Here is a 19243-nt window from a genome sequence, read left to right as displayed (position 1 = left end):
TTTCAAGAACAACCTGACGTGGCAGCCTCTCCTCGAGCCTTTCTTTCATAAAAAAAACGTTAACCTTAATAATAAGATTAACGTTTTTTAAAATTCAATTTTTCACATAAAATAAATAGCCGCCGGAGGCAAGATTCTAAGACGTAACTCTACCTTGTAAATCTTCGTTATTCAAACGATCACGAACCTCGGTTAATGCGAAGCCCAGCAAATTCTTACCTTTCCAAAACAAAGGATTATTTACGTGAGGATGGTCTTTTGAAAGTCCAATTCCCCAAATCCGATCCACTGGACTAGCTTCTACAAAAATCCGGTTTTTACTTGCCTTTATAAAATTCAAAAGTTCGGGGTTTTGTCCGAACTTGGCTAGGTTTCCTTGAAGTACGATATCATAACAACGACTTTCCCAAATGTCTGCATCAAAACCTTTAACTGCACGACCGTAACTCTTCATTTCTTTCGGGTGCTTTGCCATCATTATTGCCTCAAGCATTTCGTTGTCATAAAAAAGCCGTGCCTTTTCAGCCATCATATACTGCTCGGCGCAGCTGTATAGCTCCCCTTCCACTCTAAATGAGCTTTCCCACCACTGGCTTAAACAGCTGGCACTTATGGTGCCATCTTTCATTGATGTATGGCCCCAGAAAAATAGAAACTTTAACTTCGCTCCAGACTCATAAGCAACTTGCAATTCTTTTAGTGAATAGTACATAAAATCTCCTCACTTTAAACAAGTAATTCGAGATCGATTAACTTCATAAGCCCTGATTCAAGCCTATTGGTAATAGAGCTGCGGATTCTCTAAAAGTTAAATGTCACTGAATCACCTTTATCCATTTTAGGAATAGCGTACCACATGATAGGTTGATAGGCAAAATACGATAGACTTAAAAAAGACTGTGAAACGATTTCCGTATACCAGCCTTTTAATAATATTCGTTCTTCTTAGGCTTGATAGCGAATAAGAAGTAGAGCCACCGTTCCTGTTTCATACTCGGAAGCGCCATTCCGATGACCGTGAACCATTTCATGACTGTTTTTTCTTGCCGATGTTCTTCCGCGAACGATGTCGAGCATATCGCGAATAACGGAATGGCAAGCAAAAACCCCTCCGAATATTCTGGATGCTGGCAAGGGCTGCTAAATCCAATTTTTTCTTATCCATTATAATTTGCTCTCCATTCGATATACGTACGAATATACCTGAATTCCGCTCCTTCCCTTGTTAACCATCCCCTCGAGAATCAACGAATAACCAAATAATAAAAAATTGCGGTACATTTTCCAATTATACGCTAGCGATGTGAATAGAATAGTTTTCCTTCTATAGGGAATAAGAAGAAGAAAGGATTTTATTTTTGGAGGGAACATACGATGGCAAATATCCCAGCACTACCTACATACCCAGAGCCGTTTTGGATGAAATCGGCGGAGAGTCTTCCTTCCTACCCTAAGCTGGAGGAGAATATCGAAACCGATGTTGTCGTGGTTGGAGGGGGCATTTCAGGAATAACGACAGGATACTTGCTCGCGAAAGCAGGGTTGCGAGTCGTTCTATTGGAGGCCAGCACTCTCTTCAGTGGGACAACCGGTCATACAACTGCTAAAATAACCGCTCAGCATGACATTATCTACGATGCGCTGATTAAACAACAGGGTTATGAGAAAGCAGAACTCTATTACAAAGCCAATGCAGACGCGCTTCAATTTATTCGAGATACGGTCAATGAACATGGGATTGAATGCGGCTTCACCGAGCAGGATGCCTACGTGTATACAAATACAGATTCTTACCTGTCGAAGCTTCAAGACGAAATGGCTGCTTATGAAAGGCTCGGTATAACCGGATACTATGTTGACCATATTCCTTTGACGAACATTCCGGCAATAGCAGCCGTCGTCATGAAGAAGCAGGCACAATTCCATCCTTTGCAATATTTGAGCGCGCTTGCCGGCAAGTTCGTCGAGGCTGGTGGCCGGATCTACGAACATTCGACGGCAACAGATATTCAACAGGATCAACACCCCGTTGTCTCAACAGCTAATGGCTACCAAATCACTTGCGATCGCGTCGTCATCTGCTCCCACTTTCCCTTCTTTGACGGATATGGCTTTTTTTTCGCCAGAATGCATGCGGAGCGTTCCTATGCCCTTGCCGTAAAAAGTAAGGTTAACTATCCAGGCGGCATGTATCTTAGCGCGGAGGAGCCAAAACGTTCCATCCGCAGTGCTACGGACCTGGACGGCTTCCCGCTCTTGATTATTGGCGGTCAGAACCATAAAACGGGACAAGGTATTTGTACGATCAACCATTATGAAACGCTGCAGCGGTTTGCAGCAGAGAATTTCGGAACGGAAAGCATTTCTTTTCGCTGGTCAGCGCAAGATTTAGTGACTGGAGACAAATTGCCTTATATAGGCCGTATTACGGAGAACAATCCGAATATCTTCATCGCTTCCGGCTTCAAAAAATGGGGAATGACAACAGGCACCGCAGCTGCTCTTCTCATACGAGACCTTGTTCAGGAGCACGACAATCCGTATACCCAGCTTTTCGCGCCATCCCGTTCCCTGTCTCTCAGCACGCTGAAGAATCTCGTCGTGGACAATTTGGACGTGGCCAAACATCTTGTCAGCGGTAAAGTAGAAATGGTGCATCGAAAGCCTCATGAGCTGAATTCGGACGAAGGTGCCGTAGTCAGCGTGCATGGCCGCCGAGCAGGCGCTTACCGCGATACGGAAGGAAAACTGCATGTCGTAGATACGACTTGCACGCATATGGGCTGCGAAGTGGAGTGGAATGACGGGGAGCGAACATGGGACTGTCCTTGCCATGGATCCCGCTTCTCGATAACAGGCACAGTACTTGAAGGTCCGGCAGAAAGGCCGCTTAAGAAGATTGAAGTTAGCGGTTAAATCCACCATAGACACCGATAAACCCGCTGGAGCAGATTTTACTGCCCAGCGGGTTGTTTCTCTTATCTATTTCGGACGAAAATCATGTGGCATTATTCATTAAGGAATGTTGGAACTTAAATGACTAGAACGACAACCTCGGCAGAATACAACCCGTCTGCGTAAGCCGTTAATACAATACGGCCCTTTTCTCCCGATAATCGAATAATTGTGCTGACGCAGCCTCGGTACATATGCATCCAATTTCGGTCATAGGGCTCGCTGGAGCACAGGTCTCCGTTATCCACTCGCACAATCTCAGCAGGTCCGATAACTTGGAAGGTGACCTTGGCACTTTCACGGAATACGGGCGTCCCCTCTTGGTCGATTGCCCGGACAGTTAACAAACGATGGTAACCATCCTTGGCTGGCAATTTGACTGTTTCTTCATCGAAGCTCAGTCTCACCGTAGGGCCGGCTGTTTGCAGCGTATAGCTACAGGCCTCTTGTCCGCCATTGAACCCTCTAACTTTCACGGTGCCTGGCAAATAAGGAAGGTAACCCGTAATCATGCGGCTAGGGTAAGAGGAAGGTTGCTTTACATGGTACTGCTTGCCATTAAGCTCTAGCACCACTTTCTCGCAGTTAGACGCGATCATATACGGAATGACCGTTTTGTTGAATTGCTGGAAATTCCAATGGCTTGCGTATCGCGGAGCATCCCAATGCTGCTTGACGCCCTCGTCCTGCAAGGAGTAATCCTGTACAGCAAAATATACCATTGGCTTTTCCGACCAGTAGCTTTCGTATAGATAGGACAACGGCTTGCGTTCATTGTTCGTCCAAAATAATGAACCGGCCCAGCCTTTCGCAGGATATCCCATGGATTCACCCAAATAGTCGATGCCCGTCCAGAGCATCCCGCCGATGACGTAATCGTGCTTCTCCACGTCCATCCATGGCACCTCGTCACTGAAATTTTGCATTTGCTCGGGATGTCCCCTGAAAAATTGATACGTCTCCGTGCCCAGAATCAGCTTGTCAGGAGCAACTTTATGGATGCCGGGATACCATTGCTCCTGATAGTTGCAGCTGATGACATCGACAATTTCGGCGATCCGCCGGATTCGTTCAATCCTCTCGTCCTGATCGTAAATTTCCGTATCGCTCTCCGTGTCCACGAACTGCTGAATATCCTCCACTTTGGAGAGATCGACGTTGTCCTCGTATTTGAAGTGCGGATTCATCGCGTAGGAGACAGGCCTTGTGTCGTCAAGCGTTAGAAGATGATCCTTAAGCATTCTCAAGATGCTCAGCATGGAAGCCTGTCCTTGGTTCTCCACTTCGTTGCCGACGCCCCACATGAAAATACAGGGATGATTCCTGTCTCTTCGCACCATACATTCCAAATCGCGCTGCCACTCCGTCTCAAAGTATCTCCGATAAGACCCGCCCGTCCACTTGTCGAATGGCTCCTCATAGACCAGCAGCCCCAGCTCATCGCAAAGATCCAGCAGCTCCGATGCCGGGATGTGATGAGAGACGCGTACAGCGTTGCATCCCATTTCCTTGAACTTAAGGAATCGCTCTCTCCAAATTTCTGGCGTGACAGCTATACCGAGAGATCCGGCATCTTGATGTACGCAGAAGCCTTTGATTTTTGTCACTTGACCGTTCAAATACATCCCTTTGCCTGCAACCATTTCAATTGTCCGAATGCCGATTCGCAGCTTGTAAATGTCTGAAATCTGTTTATCTTCGTGCAGAGTCAATTCCACATTGTAGAGATGCGGCTGCTCGGGACTCCACAGCTTCGGAGACGGAATATCAATCGTAATGCTGCCGTTGTCAGACTCTCCCGTATAAGATAGTCTTCCGTTTGTCATATTTGCACTCACAAAGCCAGCGACCCCGGTATGAATCTTTACCACTGCGTTGTCGCCTTCAACCTTCGAGACTACCTGTATATGCTCCGGATTCAAATGTTTTTCTTGCAAGGTCAACAGCTTGACCGTCCGGTATATACCTGCTCCCGAATACCATCTGTCCGCTGGCATAGATGTATTATCCACTTTGACCTGAATCAGATTATCGCCCGCATGGACGGCATCCGTAATATCAAGGGTGAATCTGGAATAACCATATTTCCTGCCTCCTACAGAAATGCCATTCACCCATACCGTACTGTTCTCGTATACGCCGTCAAATTGCAGCTGATAGACGTGACCTTCCTTCTTCTCCTCTAAAACTAAAGTTTTTCTGTACCAGCCGATCCCCCATCTATCCCTGAACCCCTGTGGTTCGCCCTGCTTCATATGTCTATCGATCGGAGCGGTTATCGCCCAGTCGTGGGGCAAATGAACGGGCTCAAAGTTATCGTCTGCTGGCTCGTTTTTTGTAAATTCCCAACCATTCATCAATAGTGTTTCGGCTCTGTACATTCTATTGTCATCCTTTCGCTATTTCGTTTGGCAGCGTTGTAACAAGTGATACTCTGTTATATTATTTAGTGTAATAGCCCGATAATAAGGAAACAATCTAATGATTTTACGAATAACATTAAAATATTAAGGTGATCTGATGACGAAAAGATATATTCCAGTCCTGACTGAATTAGACAGAGAATTGCCTTATTATGTTGTGCAGGCCGGACAGCATTGGCTGCAGGAGAATGTCATACGCCCCCAAGGCTATTTATATCAGTGGATTCAATGCGTTGAAGGAGAAGGGGAATTAATGGTCGAAGGCAAGGTCTATCGGGTGAAGGAAGGAATGGCTATGCTTCTATTTCAGGGAGTTCCCCATGAGTATTATGCAGTAAGCTCCTCCTGGATCGTCGACTGGATCGTCTTCGACGGCCATCAAGTGCAATCGTTCCTGAACCGCATTGCTGGCATCTCAGCATCCGGCGTATATTATGTATCCAGACCTGAAGCGCTATTGGCCAGAATAAGGAATGTCCTTGATATTGGGCAGTCGAACGCCGGATTGAAGGGTATCCAATGCTCTGGAGTGATGTACTCCCTGCTTACAGATATTGTGCAATATGCATCGGTCCTCCCCAACCATAGCGCCACCAGCCTCAATTTCAAGCTTAAGCCGTTATTCGATTACATTGAGCAGAACTTCAGCCAGCCGCTCACGCTGGAAATCTTGGCCGAGGTTATCGACGTTACGCCGCAGCATTTATGCACCGTTTTCAAAAAAACAACCGGTATACGTATTTTTCAATATATTCATTCCGTAAGGATTAAAAAAAGCAAGGAGCTTCTTCTGCAGCATTCTCAAATGCATGTGAAGGAAATTGCTTATCTAAGCGGCTTTGAAGATGCCAACTACTTCTGCTCTGTCTTCAAAAAGCTGGAACAAATTACACCGAGCCAGTACAGGAACATTCATTTTTGATTCATTGAATGGAAACAAAAAACCACGTCTTAGCAGGTACATTGTACCCCTTAAGACGTGGTGCTCCGATGATACTATTTTTACCGCTGGTCACGCCTTGAGTAATCTTAACGTCTGAAAATACTAAACCTTCCCATATTCAAAAGCTAAGACCAACTTATTACAGCTCATCTGCAATCATTTTTGCCTTTTCCGCAAGCTCCCTCATATCATCAGGCGGAACAAGCTCTGCTAAATCGTAGGACAGCGGATTACGGGAAAACTTGTTCAATTCATCCCGAAGCAGGTTTCTTTTTTCTTCGGAGGCATCAATATAAAGTTTGCGCGGCTGCCTAGCCTCATCCAAATCATGCAAATCGACATAGCCTGATTTAAGACTCTCTAACACCATGGCTGAAAGGTCGATTAGAGCACCGCAGGCAATATCAAGCTCTACCCGAAAGATGCTGTTAGCACGTTTCATATCATATCCAATATTTCCGCCGTTTTTCAAGTCTCCCTCAGAAAGCAGAATATCGAAACCCAAGTCCTTTAAGATCTGATTGAGCGTCACATCCGTTAAGTCCAATTGTTCCAAATAGTCTATTAATGCCAGCGAATCATCGGAACCGCCAATTAAATCTCCCCACCATTTGCTTATGTACATATGTTCATCTCCGCTTTCTTTTTAGGCATTCTAATTTTCCAAATAAAAAGGGATATCAAAAACCGGACTCAGTGATTTATTTATATATGAAAATACGTAAACAGCTACTTGTTGAGGACTAATAAGTTATTTAATTTAGTAATCGTTTCTTTAGAAACTTTTTTACCGTATAGGTCTTCATTTTGCTTCCAATATAGCAATGTCTTTTTCATAGAGATAGCGAACTCAGGATAAGCAAGATTGTAATGGACTCCAATTCCAACTGTAGATAGTAGGCATTGTGTGTATTTAGGGAGCTCGCCCACAATTGTGAAGAACATATCGTTATACTCAAAATAAGAAACACGCTCTTTAGCATGATCATAGCTCAACGGATAGGTAGAAATTCGGGCAGTCTTACCCTCAAAGGCGGCATACTTGTTGGCCTCTCCCCATACTCCCTCCCAGCTAAAGTTGGTCAGGCGAGAGGCTAGAAAATCGTTATAATCGGGTTCAGAGTGCTGCTCCATATCGGTGAATGCTATGCGCATTGAACCTCGGTTACGATAAAAGGCGCAGTCGATAATGATAATGCCGCCGTATAAGCCATTAGGATATTGAAAAGTAAGGCAGCTGCCATTGTGATAATCACTTTCAAATTTCGTAGGCGGCTTGACCCTCTTTTTTGCTATACTTTTGGGTACACTTATTTTGGCGATGAATGTATGTAAGTACTTTTTTCGCTGGTTAATAAATGGTACATTTGCTCCAAGCTGTTCACAGACAGTTAAGTCACTCCCACTCTCAATGATCTGAGCGACTTGCTCTAACAGCGAATCCTCTAAGGATTTCGTTTCCCAAAGGCAGTAGGACAACGCAAATAATACATTGTTTCTATCATCTGCATTATTTAAGCTATCAGTAAATTTCTCTTGTAGCTCGCTGACAATCTGAGTAACTTCACAACCCCGATTATACTGCTCATAGAAATATTCCTTGATCTCACACGAGGTGTCATTACCAAAAACCTCAGCACTCCAAGTTCCCATACGCTCATCACCTCTAGAAAGTTAGATCGGCTAATGTCATTTCAATACAACAGAGGATACTGTTGTACCTTGATATTTCCAATCAGTCTAATTCAGCTCGTGAAAATAGGTCTTTTATTAATGAGTCATCTTCACATGCTTCCTTAAAGGCGATTGCAAAACTAAGTATGGCTTCTCTATTGTCTGAATAAGCAGCGAACATATCGGCTTCAGGGTCAAATCGCACAATATCAACTAAATGAGGCATTTTTTCTTCAAGAAACACGGCTGCTAATGAACCCCAATCATAGCCATTGCCCTCAAATCCTTCATCGGCTCGTGTTTGAAAAATTTCATGCTTATATTTGCCAACACTTAAAATCATGGATATGCTTCCATTATTATGAGCAACTAGCCCAAATGGGTTTATTTTTTCATTAACTTCTAACAAACCCTCATCCTGTTCAACTTTAACGATATGGATCGTTTCATTTCCTGCTCTACTAGCGGCGTTGCGGCTCATTTCTAAAAACCTCCTGCCATGTGCATCTTCAGGGTCTAGTGCTACAGCTTGTTCAAAAGCAACTATCGCTTCCTTATACTGTTCAAGGTAATAATAAGCATAGCCTATTCGGTAATGCCAAAGAGGGTCGTTCTCGCCTTGCTTTTGCACAGATAAAAAATATTTGATCGCTTCATGATAATTATCTTGATTATTCAATGCTCTTGCCAAATGGCAAACTAAGTCGTAGTCCCTGTCTGCTTCGGGTATTTCCATAATTTTATTAATAATTTTCTCATACTGGTCCTTGTTATGCCAAAGAGTGAGCTGCTTTAATAGATCCTTATCCATCTTTGTATTCTCTCCTCTAACTTTAATTAATTGGATTTTAAGCAAGTCATTTTAATTTGGGTGAGGTTTTCTAAGTTGATTTCAATTTGTAATTCAGTATGCTCATTAATAGCGATTAGGGTTTTATCTTTAATTTCTAAGTTCTTTATAGGATTTGAATTTTCAAAAAATATTCCCCATACCAAATGGTCTTCAGCATCCGTACAAGCAATAAATCCTTCATTGCCCATTTGACCATCACCGCCATATATTTTCCCATCTTGATAATCAATACTGACCCATTCATCAACGATCGTCCAATAATCATCATTATACTTTGCTATGCTTTCAATGGTTGTGTCACATAAGGGAGAGCAAAAAAATTCACTTTCTTTTGTGTTGGGGTTATATGTGCTATAACAATTTAAAATAGTTACAGTGCCATTTGGAAAGATGATGCAATTAATGCCGGGCAGTTCATGTTCTTCAAGATTCCAATGTTCCGCAATAAAAGTATTCATATTGTATCCCCAATTATTTAAAAACTCTCAATTTTTGAAAGATAAAAGTCTTCCCAATTATCTCTTGTGTTCTGTGATTGTGGATTAGCAGGAATGATAATTTTTTCCGTTGGCAAGTAAAAATAATTCTTTTGGGTATGCTTTTGCAATCCTGAAATTTTCTTTAAGTCTCTTTGAAATGCTCGATAAAAAGATTGTATCTGTTTGTTAGGATTTTTTGATATCATGCGCATTTGTATAAGTTCTCGACTTTTATAGGTTTCTCTGCCGCCTTTAACTTCAATAGAATAGGAGCTTGGTTCATCGTAAAAATATCCAAATTCGTTTATTTGGGTTATATCTTGTATAGGGTAGCAGGAAAAGAAGAAAGAGTTATATGCAGAATCATTAAAATAACTGGAGAACAATTCGTTTTTTTCACTTTCAAAAGATGAATATTGACGTTCACCCTGTGCGTTAACAAATATTTCAGCATACAGTTTAACTCCATGACTCAGCATTACTTGATGGCTCTCAGTAAGAAAATCCATAACAGGCATTGAAATATTAAAATAGATGGATATACTATTTTCCTCCTTATCCAAAATATAAATGAATAGGGTGTTATTCAAGTTGGAAATTAACCGCCACCCTCGAATCCCTCGTCTAACCTACCAATCACGTTCTTGAATGGCTACTTCTGTATCTATTTCGATACTAAAAAAGGCTAAAATATCTTCAACAGTTTGTGCAATTGATTCTCTCGCAACGGTTTCAATTTCGCTGTCATTTTCGTCAAACTCTTCTGCAATAACATTGATTGCTTGGATGGCGAAATCAAGCTTTGCTTGAATTTCTTCGATATCTTGATTTCCTTGTTCCAAAAATTCAACAACTTTAACTAGTTCAGCTTTGACTTTATCCACAAGAAAATCAGGGAAATATGCATCAATATACATATCTTTTAAATATTCAATTGATGCACTACTTTTGTCTTGCACTCTTAGCTCCGATGGTTTCATTTTGTCTGACTTTCGTTCGACTTTACCTCGGCTCCAATCTAATAATGTTAAAGTCGATCTATCTCCTGGATCTAGCTTATCTGTAATTTCAAATTCTCTTAATGCTTCCTCATATTGTTCAAGATAATAGTAGGAGTAGCCCACACGAAAATGCCAAAGAGGGTCATCCTCACCTAGTTTTGCAATAGTCAAAAGCTGTTGAAGTGCTTCATCGTAACGTTTCAGATTATTCATAGCTCTTGCCAATAAACTGATCGTATTATAATCTCTGTCTGATTGGGGAATTTCCATAATTTTATCTACTATTTTTTCATGTTCATCTTCTTGATGCCAAATATTAAGTTGTGCGAAAGGGTCTTTTTCCATCACTCTGCCTCTTTTCGTTTGTAAGATAGTAACACTTCCTCATTTATTAAGGTTCCGCCTAAATCCAATACAATGGCCTGTATGTCCGATATCTGCCTCCTCTATCAAGTAAACCGGAGTCTTAATCTTCCAATTATAACCTATGATAAGCGCAGGTCATAGGTCCACTATTGAATTAATCTGCCGATTAACTTAATCTCCACTTTTATGCAATCCTCGTAGGAGGAGGATGAGTCTCTTCTTTCATTTTTCACTTTTACTTAACGATGGGATGGGGACAATGAAGTTTTCTGGTGATATGAAAATGAAAAAAGACCATCTCGATACATGAATCGAAATGGTCATTACATTGGCTCGAGTAAGAAGCTGAAATTGTTACGTCCACAGTTACTAAGCGTTGCTTCGCATTCTGCCCCTATTGTTGAGGAAGAAATAAGTTTTCTCTATCAAAATAAATTTTAAGTTTTATAATGATGCCCATATGAATATAAACAGACATGATGGTGTCATCATGTCTGTTTATATTTTAAATTCTTTTATACGCTGAATCGCCAAAAGGCTCGGACTGTAATCCTGATTATGAAATTGCGCTTACATTTTATTTTATGAAACAGCTCATCGTTCGTTTATGACGACTGTCAGTTCAACATTGAAATGGTTGAAAAATGAGCTGAGAAAAATGATATAAATCATTTTTCCATACCGGCCAATCATGGCCTCCGCTCTCCTCGTACCAAATGTGAGGTACATTCTGCTGGGTCAAATACGCATGTGTCTGGTCGCTGACATGTTTTAGATTATCCAAAACTCCGCATGAAAGCCAAAGCAGCTTGAGTTTTGCGGTTGTTTCCTCAGGATTCGGTACTAGCCGCTCAGGTGCCTTCGTATTAGGAGCGGAAGAGAAACCGCCAATCCATGCAAAATGGTCGAGATTCCCTAACCCAATATTGAGTGATTGCCCTCCTCCCATAGATAAACCGGCAAGAGCACGATTTTCTCTTTCAATCTGAACCCAATAGTTTGATTCTATAAATGGAATGATCTCATGCAACAAATCGGATTCAAAGTCCTCGAAAGCTTGCAGCTTGTCGGGATCGAATAGGTTTCCCTCCGCTCGATCATTCGGCATTGCCCGACCGTTTGGCATGACCACGATCATAGGCGCAAGCTTGCGTGCTGCGTACAAATTATCAAGAATAACTTGCGGATTGCCGTGATGGTACCATTCCGTTTCATCCCCGCCAATACCGTGCAATAGATAGAGTACGTTATACCGTTGATTATCTGAATATCCCGGTGGGGTGTAAATCATCATTTTGCGTGAGGTGCCTACCGTCATAGAGAAATATTCAACCGTGTCTATTATCCCACGGGCTATGTTATCCCCATATTGGTCATATCCTGACGGTGCGGTATTCAATATTAAATTATATTTAGCCATGTTCATAATCTTCCTTTCCTGAATGAAAGTGCTTCACTGCCAACAGTGTATTACTTCCATTCAGCGCTAACAACCTGTTAATTCATACTTCTTTCTCATACCCCAAAGTAGAAATTGGCGGGGCATACTCCCATAATCCGACAGGTTGCCGTCGACCATTGTCTAGTAGTAAGCTCATTTTGTAAACGCATACATTTAGTTCCATTTTAAACCACGTCCCCGAAGAAAGAAGTATTGCCCTCTCCACCCTGCCTAATTACTACCATGATTTGCATAAATCAAACAAAATAAAGGAGATGTAATGAATGAGTAAGAAGAAATTTAGTTTAGGAGTCAAGATTATGCTGCTTCTCGCATTAGTGATGTCGCCGATGTTGCTAAGCGGAAAGCCGGTAGAAGCGTGGGTTGGCATGCCAATGTCCAAGCTCCATGTTAGTGGTAATCAGCTGGTGAACACCAACGGTCAGCCCGTATTGCTCAGCGGGTGGCATCAGCCTTCCGGTGCTTACTGGACATACCAGAACAGCAACTACTATCTGAATCAGAACGGCGGGAATCGGCATGCAGCTATTCTGGCATATTTGAAGGATATTACCGATACCTTTACGAGCACTTCCGCCAAATACGGCAACAACCATGGATGGTATATGAATCAGGTCCGTCTATTCATTGACCGGGAAGACATGGGAGACGTTGCAGCGGGCACCTATAACTTTGCTGGTTTGCAGGCCGTCACCCAGAACGTAATCATTCCTTACATCAACTATGCCAAGACCAAAGGTTTATATGTTACACTCGGCCTCGATTACACGTTGAATAACAACCAAGCGACAACGCCCGACAATCTTGCTAAATTCAATCAGATCTGGGGCTACCTAGCTGACCAGCCGGGCATTAAGAGCGCGGATAACGTCATGTTCGAGCTAATCAACGAGCCTGTACTATCCGATGTTAATGGTGTTTGGGGCGGACATCCTTCCCAGTCCAATTTCGTTGCGCACTGGAACTCGCTCAAAAATTTCCAAAACGCAATGATCTCCACGATCCGCAGTAAAGGAGCAGATAACGTTGTCTGGGCAGCGGGGCTCGGCTGGGATCAATACTATCAATTGTGCGCAGCATATCCACTTACGGATCCACTGAACAATGTTGGTTATTCGGTCCATTGGTATCCAGGCTATGGTGCTAATGACAATTACACGCTTTTACAGCAGCAGTGGGATACCAATATTAAGCCTTGCGCTGATAATTATCCAATCAATATTACAGAAACAACCTGGTTTAAAACACAACCCGGAGACTCCTCCTATTGGGAGCTGTTTAACGGGTCAAACGAGGGATTCGGCAAAAACACTAAAGCGATCTTCACAGCGGCAGGTAATGTGAGCATTGCTGTCCATATGAACGGATTTTTGCTGAATTCCGGCACGAGAAGCTCGTTCGCAGACCCGACAGCCGGCTTGCTGTATGATGGTAATACAGCCCGCGATGGCATGGCCCGCTTTATTTTTGAATGGTATTATGAACGCGCTCAGTTAAATCCTTGGAATGGTGTCTGGAATGGAGTGACGAATGGTGCGACGTACAAGCTTGTAAACCGTGCATCGGGCAAAATGCTCGAGGTTCCGGGCGGGCAAAATACGAACGCCCTGCAGCTTCAACAGTCGACGGACAATAACACGACGGCGCAGCGCTGGGTCGTTACGGATCAGGGTACCTACAACAACTATTATGAGTTGCGGAGCGTGAGCTCATCTGATAATAAAGTCATGGATGTTCGTAACGGAACAAAAAACAACGGGGAAGCGATTCAGCTTATGCAGGCTCTCTCCAATACAGCACAACAGTTTCGCTTGATCAAGCTAAGTAACGGATACTGGAGCATTCTTAACGTGAACAGCAACAAAGCAGTCGAAGTGCTGGGATCCTCCACCGCAGATGGAGCGAAAATCCAACAAAATTTATACCGCGGCGATCTGAACCAGCAATGGCAGTTGGTTCAGTGAAGTTGGAAGGGCAAGTCCATTACGGACTATGCCCTTTCTTTTGCTTAGTGTGAGCTAATAGCAGGTTAAAATATTATCATTAAGTACACTTACCTAATCTTAAGCCCCTAGTTGCCGTCGCTCACCGAAGAATAATCTGCTCCCGACTAGGACCAACAGATACCGTTGTGATTGCGACTCCGATCTCCGACTCGATGAATTCGACATAACCCCTTGCCGCCTCCGGTAAATCTTCCATTTTAGCCACCTGCGAGATATCGCACTTCCAGCCCGGAAGCCGCTTATAAATAGGTTTGGCCGAGGATAACTTCTGTGGGAAGAGGAACTCGTTCGCGACCTCCCCCTCCGTCTCATATCCTACGCATATCGGAATTTCATCCAAGTAACCTAGAACATCCAAGTTCGTAAGGGCGACGGAGGTTGCGCCTTGGATCCTGCAGCCATAACGCGTCGCGACCGCATCGAACCATCCGACCCTTCGCGGCCGGCCTGTCACCACTCCATATTCGCCGGCATCTCCCCCGCGGCTTCGAAGCTCCTCGGCCTCCTCGCCCTCCAGCTCTGCTACGAAAGGACCGGCACCGACACAGCTGGAGTAAGCCTTAGTAACCGCAACTATCTTCTCTATCGAATACGGCGGAAGCCCTGCACCGACCGAAGCATATCCGGCAAGCGTAGATGAGGAAGTGGTGAATGGATAAATGCCGTGATCCGGATCCCGCAGCGCCCCAAGCTGTCCCTCAAGCAAAATCCCTTCTCCATTTCGATATGCCTTATGCAACAACGATGTGGTGTCGCACAGGTAAGGTGCTATAGCTTCCGCCTGCTCGCTTAGCTTGGATAACCAGTCCTCCACCTTAATGGAAGACTGTCCGTAAAGATGCTCAAGCAGAATGTTCTTGCTCTCTAATAAATGCTCCAACCGTTCACGAAGATGAGCCTCGACGAACAACTCGGAAACCTGAATTCCGAGCTTCGCGTATTTATCGGCATAGAAAGGAGCAATACCGCGTTTGGTCGAACCGAAGCTGCGTGCTCCCAATCGCTTTTCTTCAAGCTCATCGAGCATCCGGTGCACTGGCAATACAATTTGAGCCCGCTCCGAAATACGTAATTGAGGACGTGGAACCCCTCTTACCGTTAAGGAATCCAATTCTTGCAGCAGCACATCGATATCTACCGCTACTCCCGGGCCGATAACGTTTACGACATCCGGATAGAAAACCCCTGAAGGTAGCATCCGCAGTGCGAATTTGCCGAAAGGGTTGATAATCGTATGCCCCGCGTTGCTCCCGCCTTGGTATCTCACCACATAGGAAGAATCGGCCGCCATCACGTCTGTCATTTTCCCCTTGCCCTCGTCTCCCCAATTCGCACCTACAATTGCTGTTATCGTCATATCCTTGACCTCCGATCCTAATTTGCTTACAGAGCTAATGATAATGGAAGTAAAGTATATTAGAATAATAGATATTAGTTATATTAGGTATAAAGAGAGGTAATAGATATGCAAGTAAATCTGGAGTGGTACCGTGTCTTTTATTGGATTGCTAGAACAGGGAGCTTATCGCGGGCAGCAGATCAGCTTCATATCACTCAACCGGCCGTCAGTCATACCATTAAACAGCTGGAGAGCACCCTTGGTGGGCAGCTGTTTTTCCGCACTCCGAAGGGTGCTACCTTGACCAAGGAAGGAGAGGTGCTTTTTCACTACCTGGAGCAGGCTTTCAATTTCGTTGACATCGGAGAGAAGGCCATTGCAGAGATGAACAACTTAAACAGCGGAGAAATCGCGATTGGGGCAAGCGACACGTTGTGCAAACACTACTTATTGCCTCATCTGGAGCAGTTCCATGCCCAGCACCCCGGAGTACGGATTCGAGTCACGAATCGGACGACTCCGGAGACGCTAGCGCTGCTAAAGGAAGGCAAAATCGACTTTGGCATCGTCAGCCTGCCCGCTTCTGACAAACAAGTTGAGTTCCGTAAGAGCACGCCGATCCAGGACAGTCTTGTCGGGGGGATCAAATTTCGGGATTTGGCGGCTGACGTCCCGCTTTCCATTGAAGCCCTCAAGCAATATCCTCTCCTGATTCTTGAATCGGGGGGCAGCACAAGACGGTACCTGGATGACTATGCCGCTTTACATGGAGTAAAGCTGGAGCCTGAATTCGAACTGGGAAGCGTGGATCTTCTCGTTCAATTCGCTCGCAGCGGATTCGGCCTTGCTTTTGTCGTTCGGAATTATATCCAAGAGGAGCTGCAGTCCGGCAAGCTCTTTGAAATATCATTGGATCCGCCGTTGCCCGAACGGCAAATCGGTATTGCAACGCTGAGAGGAGCCCCTCTGTCTTCGGCGACCCGGTCTTTTCTGGCGTTATTGCCTTGAAAGCCGTTCTAACGTCGCATCGTGCCATTGATCCAGAACATTACAATATTTCGATATACCCTTCTGTTCCATGCACGCGAATGCGTTGCCCATCTTTTATTAGTTTGGTAGCCTTTTCTACCCCAACAACTGCTGGCAAGCCATATTCACGCGCGATAACGGATCCATGGGTCATTAGTCCGCCAACTTCGGTGACTAGTCCTTTAATAGATACAAACAAAGGTGTCCAGCCAGGGTCAGTAAAGGACGTGACTAATATATCTCCATCTTCTAGAACCGCATCTTCCATCCTTAAGATGACACGTGCTCGCCCCTCAATCACTCCGGAAGAAACAGGCAAGCCTGCCAAAGCTTCGGCTGGGAGATTTTCTCGTTCGTATTTACCCGAAATCATTTCACCATCAGACGTAATAACTCGTGGTGGAGTTAGTTTTTCATATATGTTGTACTCGTCCTTTCGTTTGCTGATGATCTGGTGATCCAGTTTACTTGTGCGTACGACATCGCTAAATTCGTCAAAAGTGAGATAATATACATCTTCTTTCTCATGAATAACGCCTGCTAGTACGAGCTGCTCGGCTTCTTTCAGTAAAGCTTGCTTATATACGAAGTAGCGACTAATCATGCCGTATTTTGGATATTCACGATACCCGATGAAATTCTGGATTAGACTAATCACTCGTTTTGTCTCTTCGGCTTTTCGCTTGCCATCCGGTAATGTTTTCAATCGATCTAATAACTCTCGTTCTTTTTCTAAAGCTTCCTGTCGTCCTTGCTCAAATTTCCGTTTGCCCGCATTAGGCTCAAAGTTTTTGATGTGACCTAGAATCATCGGGACAAGTGTCATTGGTTTTTCACTCCAACGAGGTTTCGTCATATCGATTTCTCCGGCACAGCGCATTCCGTATTTATGGAGATAAGCAGAGATAGCGTCTAGGGTTTCCTGTCCACCTTTAAACGTAACGAGCTCATACAAAAAGTTATCGTCTTTTACATGCTGTAAATAATCAATGACTTCTGGAAAGGGGCGAATCACATCTGCGACATCCAATAGCGCCAGACCCATTTCCGAAGTAATATTGTTTGGAACAGATTGCGAAAGCGTATCTGCCACGTTTTTTTCACCTAACCACTCTTTCATTTTTTCATTAATCCATGCAGAAGCATCCATAGCAGTCATAAACACAGCCGAACTTTGTGGATCAAATAAAAATTTCTTTAATTGCTGGATATCTTCTAGAATAAAATCAAATAAAGCTGATCCTGTTTTCGTTTGGATGTTTTGTTTTAACTCTTCTATCGATGTTTGATTACGCTTAATCAATTCAGATACGATTGCCGGATCGTTTTCGATTTGTGCTTGAAAATCCGAAGACGCTATACCTTCATTACTTTTAATGGGACTAGGTATTTTTTCAACATCATCTGGTGACGTTTTTATAAAACCTTCTCGCGCAACGATGGTCAAAAGTGCGTCTTTGATGAGTGGCTCGGATTTTCCGAGAGCATCTATGATCATCTTTCTTCTGTCAGGCGAAGCCAAAGTTTGTGTGATATCAACAAATAGTCTTCCACCAGCTTTACGCATAGGTGCACGTGTCGTTAACAGGTAAAAAGACAGTCCCAATGGTTTTATAGGGTCGGTCATCATTTGTTGGTGGCCGACAGATACATAGACGCGATTTTCTTGATCATCCGCTTCAGGGATCGGGTATAAAGTAGTGATTGGCCGGCTCTGAACAATATAAAAGGTATCATGAGCCAAGCACCATTCGATATCTTGTGGGCAGCCGAAATGTTCTTCAATCTTTCTTCCTATGCGTGCTAGTTGTAAAATTTGTTGTTCAGTAAGGGTTTGCGCCTTTTGCTGATCAGGATCGATCTGCTGTGTCTCTGTTCCGCCTTCTTTTAGTCCATAGATAGCCCATTTTTTGGTTGCAATCTTCTTATCGACGATTTCCTCTTCCTGTACTTTATAACTATCGGGAGATACCAAGCCAGATACCAATGCTTCTCCAAGTCCAAAACTGGCATCGATGGATAACAGCTTTCGGTTAGAAGTAATCGGATCAGCAGTAAATAAAATCCCTGAAGCCTGTGGGAAAACCATCCTTTGAACAATAACGGATAAATAAACTTGGCTGTGGTCAAATCCATTTTGCATACGGTAGATCACCGCGCGATCCGTAAAGAGGGAAGCCCAACATTTGCTAATATGCTGCAAGACTGCTTCTTTGCCGATAATATTTAAATAGGTATCTTGTTGGCCAGCAAAAGAGGCATGTGGTAAATCTTCAGCCGTCGCACTAGAACGCACTGCATAAGCATGTTCATCCCCAAACTGGGAGAGATAGTGAGTAACTGCTTTTACAACATTGGCAGGAATATCTGCTTCCATAATGATCTGTCGAATCATTCGGCTGATTTCACCAATTTGATTTCGATCCTCTACTTTTAGCAACGTTAGTCGATTGAGCAAAGCATGGTACGTTTCGTTTTGTTCGATGACTTTTTGATATCCCACTGTTGTAACACAAAATCCTTCCGGTACTTGTATTCCTTCTATTTTGGATAATTGCCCTAAATTCAACCCTTTTCCGCCAACGAGCAATAGCTGCGTTTTATCCATTTCCTGAAAACCGAGAACCAAAGAACTCATTCAACATCTCTCCTAACCATTAAATTGAGAAAAAATCATTTGACACGAGTTCATCGACATAGTACAATTAAATTA

Annotated in this window: 16 protein-coding genes; 4 read left to right on the top strand and 12 right to left on the bottom strand. The window is 43.7% G+C overall.

The window, feature by feature from the left end:
- Positions 1-136: 136 nt before the first annotated feature.
- Positions 137-712: a riboflavin biosynthesis intermediates N-glycosidase gene (gene ybiA / locus AC6B99_RS12150; RefSeq protein ID WP_494860399.1), complete on the bottom strand. Its 576-nt coding sequence runs from the start codon at positions 710-712 to the stop codon at positions 137-139.
- A 233-nt stretch (positions 713-945) separates the two neighbouring features.
- Positions 946-1134, bottom strand: a complete 189-nt coding sequence (locus AC6B99_RS12145) for a hypothetical protein (protein WP_155973416.1) — start codon at positions 1132-1134, stop codon at positions 946-948.
- 240 nt (positions 1135-1374) lie between these two features.
- Here AC6B99_RS12145 and AC6B99_RS12140 point away from each other — a divergent pair, with 240 nt between their 5' ends.
- Entirely contained in the window at positions 1375-2916 is a 1542-nt protein-coding gene (locus AC6B99_RS12140) for an FAD-dependent oxidoreductase (RefSeq protein ID WP_496663442.1), read from the top strand.
- Between the two features lie 116 nt (positions 2917-3032).
- On the opposite strand, the gene AC6B99_RS12135 is transcribed toward AC6B99_RS12140, so the two are convergent.
- On the bottom strand, positions 3033-5336 hold the full coding sequence (locus AC6B99_RS12135; RefSeq protein ID WP_496663441.1) for a glycoside hydrolase family 2 TIM barrel-domain containing protein: 2304 nt from the start codon (positions 5334-5336) through the stop codon (positions 3033-3035).
- 139 nt (positions 5337-5475) lie between these two features.
- Here AC6B99_RS12135 and AC6B99_RS12130 point away from each other — a divergent pair, with 139 nt between their 5' ends.
- Positions 5476-6300: an AraC family transcriptional regulator gene (locus AC6B99_RS12130; protein WP_056040317.1), complete on the top strand. Its 825-nt coding sequence runs from the start codon at positions 5476-5478 to the stop codon at positions 6298-6300.
- Between the two features lie 160 nt (positions 6301-6460).
- Here the strand turns inward: AC6B99_RS12130 and AC6B99_RS12125 are convergent, their stop codons facing one another.
- The 7 genes from AC6B99_RS12125 to AC6B99_RS12095 all read right to left on the bottom strand — a co-directional run bounded on the left by AC6B99_RS12125 (position 6461) and on the right by AC6B99_RS12095 (position 12114).
- Positions 6461-6946, bottom strand: a complete 486-nt coding sequence (locus AC6B99_RS12125) for an imm68 putative immunity domain-containing protein (protein ID WP_496663440.1) — start codon at positions 6944-6946, stop codon at positions 6461-6463.
- Positions 6947-7050: 104 nt separating this feature from the next.
- Positions 7051-7974, bottom strand: a complete 924-nt coding sequence (locus tag AC6B99_RS12120) for a hypothetical protein (RefSeq protein ID WP_496663439.1) — start codon at positions 7972-7974, stop codon at positions 7051-7053.
- Between the two features lie 82 nt (positions 7975-8056).
- Positions 8057-8806, bottom strand: coding sequence for an Imm51 family immunity protein (locus tag AC6B99_RS12115; protein WP_081419007.1), 750 nt, complete (start codon positions 8804-8806; stop codon positions 8057-8059).
- Positions 8807-8832: 26 nt separating this feature from the next.
- Positions 8833-9306: a hypothetical protein gene (locus tag AC6B99_RS12110; RefSeq protein WP_081419006.1), complete on the bottom strand. Its 474-nt coding sequence runs from the start codon at positions 9304-9306 to the stop codon at positions 8833-8835.
- A gap of 17 nt (positions 9307-9323) precedes the next feature.
- Complete coding sequence (locus tag AC6B99_RS12105) at positions 9324-9917, bottom strand: hypothetical protein (RefSeq protein ID WP_496663438.1); 594 nt, start codon at positions 9915-9917, stop codon at positions 9324-9326.
- 39 nt (positions 9918-9956) lie between these two features.
- Positions 9957-10673, bottom strand: a complete 717-nt coding sequence (locus AC6B99_RS12100; RefSeq protein WP_442952552.1) for a DUF5713 family protein — start codon at positions 10671-10673, stop codon at positions 9957-9959.
- A gap of 643 nt (positions 10674-11316) precedes the next feature.
- Positions 11317-12114, bottom strand: a complete 798-nt coding sequence (locus tag AC6B99_RS12095) for an alpha/beta hydrolase (protein WP_200931665.1) — start codon at positions 12112-12114, stop codon at positions 11317-11319.
- 305 nt (positions 12115-12419) lie between these two features.
- Between AC6B99_RS12095 and AC6B99_RS12090 the strand changes: the two genes are divergently transcribed.
- On the top strand, positions 12420-14120 hold the full coding sequence (locus AC6B99_RS12090; protein ID WP_494860417.1) for an RICIN domain-containing protein: 1701 nt from the start codon (positions 12420-12422) through the stop codon (positions 14118-14120).
- A gap of 121 nt (positions 14121-14241) precedes the next feature.
- On the opposite strand, the gene AC6B99_RS12085 is transcribed toward AC6B99_RS12090, so the two are convergent.
- Positions 14242-15519 (bottom strand): adenylosuccinate synthase, encoded by a 1278-nt coding sequence (locus tag AC6B99_RS12085; protein WP_496663437.1) that lies wholly within the window; start codon positions 15517-15519, stop codon positions 14242-14244.
- 108 nt (positions 15520-15627) lie between these two features.
- Between AC6B99_RS12085 and AC6B99_RS12080 the strand changes: the two genes are divergently transcribed.
- A complete protein-coding gene (locus AC6B99_RS12080; RefSeq protein WP_496663436.1) occupies positions 15628-16509 on the top strand; it encodes a LysR family transcriptional regulator in 882 nt (293 codons plus the stop codon).
- 40 nt (positions 16510-16549) lie between these two features.
- Here the strand turns inward: AC6B99_RS12080 and ppsA are convergent, their stop codons facing one another.
- A complete protein-coding gene (ppsA, locus tag AC6B99_RS12075; RefSeq protein ID WP_496663435.1) occupies positions 16550-19168 on the bottom strand; it encodes a phosphoenolpyruvate synthase in 2619 nt (872 codons plus the stop codon).
- Between the last annotated feature and the right edge of the window lie 75 nt (positions 19169-19243).

The sequence above is a fragment of the Paenibacillus liaoningensis genome (genome assembly GCF_059609455.1).
The sequence above is the reverse complement of the archived record's forward strand: the minus strand, read 5'-3'. Positions and strand labels throughout refer to the sequence as shown.

What these genes read in the sequence shown, in the direction of transcription:
- AC6B99_RS12095 (WP_200931665.1), bottom strand. Translation starts at nt 12,114, where the DNA reads ATGGCTAAATATAATTTAATATTGAATACCGCACCGTCAGGATATGAC.
- AC6B99_RS12135 (WP_496663441.1), bottom strand. Translation starts at nt 5,336, where the DNA reads ATGTACAGAGCCGAAACACTATTGATGAATGGTTGGGAATTTACAAAA.
- ppsA (WP_496663435.1), bottom strand. Translation starts at nt 19,168, where the DNA reads ATGAGTTCTTTGGTTCTCGGTTTTCAGGAAATGGATAAAACGCAGCTA.
- AC6B99_RS12130 (WP_056040317.1), top strand. Translation starts at nt 5,476, where the DNA reads ATGACGAAAAGATATATTCCAGTCCTGACTGAATTAGACAGAGAATTG.
- AC6B99_RS12120 (WP_496663439.1), bottom strand. Translation starts at nt 7,974, where the DNA reads ATGGGAACTTGGAGTGCTGAGGTTTTTGGTAATGACACCTCGTGTGAG.
- AC6B99_RS12115 (WP_081419007.1), bottom strand. Translation starts at nt 8,806, where the DNA reads ATGGATAAGGATCTATTAAAGCAGCTCACTCTTTGGCATAACAAGGAC.
- AC6B99_RS12125 (WP_496663440.1), bottom strand. Translation starts at nt 6,946, where the DNA reads ATGTACATAAGCAAATGGTGGGGAGATTTAATTGGCGGTTCCGATGAT.
- AC6B99_RS12100 (WP_442952552.1), bottom strand. Translation starts at nt 10,673, where the DNA reads ATGGAAAAAGACCCTTTCGCACAACTTAATATTTGGCATCAAGAAGAT.
- AC6B99_RS12110 (WP_081419006.1), bottom strand. Translation starts at nt 9,306, where the DNA reads ATGAATACTTTTATTGCGGAACATTGGAATCTTGAAGAACATGAACTG.
- AC6B99_RS12140 (WP_496663442.1), top strand. Translation starts at nt 1,375, where the DNA reads ATGGCAAATATCCCAGCACTACCTACATACCCAGAGCCGTTTTGGATG.
- AC6B99_RS12080 (WP_496663436.1), top strand. Translation starts at nt 15,628, where the DNA reads ATGCAAGTAAATCTGGAGTGGTACCGTGTCTTTTATTGGATTGCTAGA.
- AC6B99_RS12085 (WP_496663437.1), bottom strand. Translation starts at nt 15,519, where the DNA reads ATGACGATAACAGCAATTGTAGGTGCGAATTGGGGAGACGAGGGCAAG.
- AC6B99_RS12090 (WP_494860417.1), top strand. Translation starts at nt 12,420, where the DNA reads ATGAGTAAGAAGAAATTTAGTTTAGGAGTCAAGATTATGCTGCTTCTC.
- ybiA (WP_494860399.1), bottom strand. Translation starts at nt 712, where the DNA reads ATGTACTATTCACTAAAAGAATTGCAAGTTGCTTATGAGTCTGGAGCG.